Source organism: Parendozoicomonas verongulae (assembly GCF_009711465.1).
GTDB classification, from domain to species: domain Bacteria; phylum Pseudomonadota; class Gammaproteobacteria; order Pseudomonadales; family Endozoicomonadaceae; genus Sansalvadorimonas; species Sansalvadorimonas verongulae.
On record NZ_SMME01000666.1, the window covers coordinates 1 to 3,362 of the forward strand.

General features: G+C 47.3%; 4 protein-coding genes. 3 read left to right on the forward strand and 1 reads right to left on the reverse strand.

Features of this window, described 5'->3' with window-relative positions; translation table 11 throughout:
* Positions 1-150 precede the first annotated feature (150 nt).
* Entirely contained in the window at positions 151-933 is a 783-nt protein-coding gene (locus E1189_RS02520) for a DUF2726 domain-containing protein (RefSeq protein WP_155158489.1), read from the forward strand.
* Between the two features lie 42 nt (positions 934-975).
* On the opposite strand, the gene E1189_RS02525 is transcribed toward E1189_RS02520, so the two are convergent.
* On the reverse strand, positions 976-1,260 hold the full coding sequence (locus E1189_RS02525) for an ArsR/SmtB family transcription factor (RefSeq protein WP_155158490.1): 285 nt from the start codon (positions 1,258-1,260) through the stop codon (positions 976-978).
* A 139-nt stretch (positions 1,261-1,399) separates the two neighbouring features.
* Here E1189_RS02525 and E1189_RS02530 point away from each other — a divergent pair, with 139 nt between their 5' ends.
* Together E1189_RS02530 and E1189_RS02535 are read left to right on the forward strand one after the other, a co-directional pair.
* A complete protein-coding gene (locus E1189_RS02530; protein WP_155158491.1) occupies positions 1,400-2,320 on the forward strand; it encodes a permease in 921 nt (306 codons plus the stop codon).
* 141 nt (positions 2,321-2,461) lie between these two features.
* Positions 2,462-3,362, forward strand: a 901-nt coding sequence (locus E1189_RS02535; protein WP_155158492.1) for a class I SAM-dependent methyltransferase, incomplete at its 3' end; no start/stop codon positions are given.

Here is a 3,362-nt window from a genome sequence, read left to right on the forward strand (position 1 = left end):
TTTAATGGGTTTCCTGACAGGCACTAAATATTGTAAGAAACTAGCTAAGAGGCTAAGAGTGCTTATGGTTATTTCCCTGCCTCTTCGATAATCTAGCGTTTTTACTTTAAAAAACAGTTTTATCTCAATAACAACAGAGAGTGTCCCTGAGTGCTGGAACAACTGTTTGGTCTCGCAAATGCGAGCGAATGGCCTGTTTATGTTTACCCCTTGATCATCATGGCTGCCTTTGGCCTGCTTTCTGGGTTCGTTTACGTTTTACTGCGCAAACGTTCACAACGCAGTATGTATTTGCAGGATCCGCTGTTTGATGGGCCATCCCGTTCTATTTACGGCCTGCTTGATGTGGCTGTACGGGAACATTTCATCCTGTTCCGTAATGTTGACATTGCAGAAGTTATTCGTTCTTCCGGCATGGTGAGCCCTCTTCCGGGGAAAATCCGCCACCACAGCTTTGATCTTCTTCTGTGTGACCGAAAAAAGATGCTGCCAAAGTGCGGTATCGTTCTGGTTGAAAAGGGCAGCAATATCGAAAGAGAAACCTCCACACTTCGGGATTTCTGCGACAGGGTAGGCCTGCCATTACTAACCTATGAAACCGGTGGTTTCTTTGATGTGAGCAGCCTGCGCCGTGATGTGTATCAGGCCACAGGGTTAAACGATGTTCTGGGAACCTGTGCCGTTGTGAGCGATGCTCGAGGCCACGGCACCCTGGATAATAAACGGGGTAAGGAAGAAGAGACTCAGGAACTGGATTCCCATATTGAATCCCCACTGCAACAGAACGAACCAAAGCGTGACTGTAAAAAGTGCGGCTCCCACATGGTTCAGCGCACCATATCCAAAGGCAAACATGCCGGACAAAAAGCCTGGGTATGCGAAACTTTCCCAACCTGCCGTCACGCCATTCTGCTGGAAGAGTTGGCGAACTGAAGCGAAAAGAGTAGCCTGTGAGGATTTACCGGACGCAGTGAATCAATCCAGACAGCATTCTTCCTGCAAAAAACAAACGACAGACTCCAGCCTTTTAAATTCGGCCACACAGAAGAGTGTACGACCCTCACGACGCTGGCTGATTAACCCTGCAGACGCAAGGCTGGAGAGGTGATGAGAGAGAGTAGACCCCGGAATACCCAGCTCTTCCTGTACATCCCCCACAGCCAGCCCCTGATAACCGGCCTTAACCAGTCGCTTGAAAATGGTAAGGCGCGTTGGGTGGCCCAGTTCTTTCATGGCTTTTGCCATATCTTCAATATTCATAGGACATATACCTGCTGCTAAGTGCCGCTCTGAGAGCGTTTTTATAAAATACATTTCGATATTACTAGAAATATATTGACAAGTGAATCTCGCGAAAATAATATTTCGATCATTCCAGAAATATAGTGAGATTGCCGCTATGACTATTACAACCGAAATGATGGAGCAAACGCTCCACATGTTTATGTTCCTGGCCGCGGAACTGACTATCCTGTTCCTGGCCATCAGCTACCTGGTTGGGGTACTTCAGGAGTACATCCCACCGGAAAAAATTCAAAGTATTCTGAGCAGTAAAAAAGGTAAAGGCTACATTATTGCAGGTTTCCTTGGGGCGATTACCCCTTTCTGTTCCTGCTCCACCATTCCGTTCTTGAAAGGTTTACTACGCGCCAAGGCTGGTTTCGGCACCATGATGGTGTTCCTGTTCGCCAGCCCACTGCTGAACCCGGTGATTATTGGCCTGTTTGCAGTCACCTTCGGGGTGAACGTAACCATCTTCTATTTCCTGGTAGCCATGCTTGTGTCTATTACCGCAGGCTTCCTGCTGGAAAAACTGGGTTTTGAGAAATTTATCCGCCCAGAAGCCTATGAAGTACCTGCCAGGAAAAGCGGCTGTGGCAGTACCTGCGGTGGCAAGAAGGTGGCTCCAGAAAGCAAGTGGATGCGTATCTGGAAGAGTACTTGGAGTGATTTCAAGAAAGTTCTGCCCTACCTGATTGGTGGTATAGCGCTGGGTTCTATGATTTACGGCTTTATGCCAACGGAATTTGTGGCAAGTGTGGCCAGCGACAGTAATCCATTCGCTATCCCTGTTGCAGCGGTTATCGGCATTCCTCTGTACATCCGTGCGGAAGCTGTAATTCCTCTGAGTGCAGCTCTGGCAGCAAAAGGTATGGGGCTGGGTGCGGTTATGGCTCTGATTATCGGCAGCGCCGGTGCCAGCCTGACTGAAGTGATCCTGTTGAAATCCATCTTCAAGAATCAGATGATTGCAGCATTCCTGACAGTGATTCTCGGCATGGCCATCGGAGCAGGGTACCTGTACACCTATATGTTCTAAATGCACACTTAAAATCCGGAATAAGAAAGCCAGCGGACGAAGCTGGCTTTTTTGTTACGCCCTCTAACTGCTTTAACAAAACATTTTCATATGCAGGGTGTCTGAAGAAAGCCAGTCACAGCCGGATATCTGACACTCAAAATGGAATCAATAGCTGCTAAATCTCAATCAACATTAAGCACGGGAGGCACACCTCAGACAACTTCCAGTGCAGCAGTAAAACCGACTGCAACTACCTGTACTACAACTGCCTGTAAAAAGGGAAGACTCACAGGAAATACTGAGAGTTCCGCCCTGCCGGAGTTACCTGTTAAAAAGCGGAAAGTAAAAAAAGTATCTGATGCTTACGTTATTGAGGAATTGCGAGAACGTATCACTGATACAGTAGAACTGTTTAGAGCAGCTTCACCATCAGCCAATCATCAGCTATTTCATCAGTATCTATCGGACCTGCAGACCACTCTTGAGGCCTACGAAAGTCAAACCATCCCGGAGAAAGCAGTCAATGACTCACTTATTGAGGACATATTTCCAGCGAAAGAAGACAGGCATTTAAAAAGCTGCCTTTATGAGCTTTCGGATAAGCTTTTCGAAATAAGGAGGAAAAGAAGCTTCGTTAATCTCGATAGCTGTTTTATACACAAACTCGCAGAGCACCTTCAACAAAGCCCCTGCCTGGAGATTTTTGCAGGTAATGGCTGGTTAACAGATGAACTCGTGAAATCCGGTGCAAACGTAACAGCTACGGATGACTACTCATGGTATGACACCGATTATATGAGCAGGGAGTTCGTACGCAGTGTTCAGGAAAAACCTGCCTACGAAGCGGCCTCAGACTTTTCCGAGGCCACAATGAGCGAGCCTGAAGCCACAATTCTCTTCGGTTTTCCTATTCATGACGATCCCTCATCGAAACTGGATGAGATTTTCCAGGTTATTCTGCCTCGCCATCCAAATATGAGAATCATCTCTATTGATGCGAACCTGCCTGAGTGGCAAGCCCCCCAAAATGCAGTGGTCACAGATTTAACCGAACGCTTGA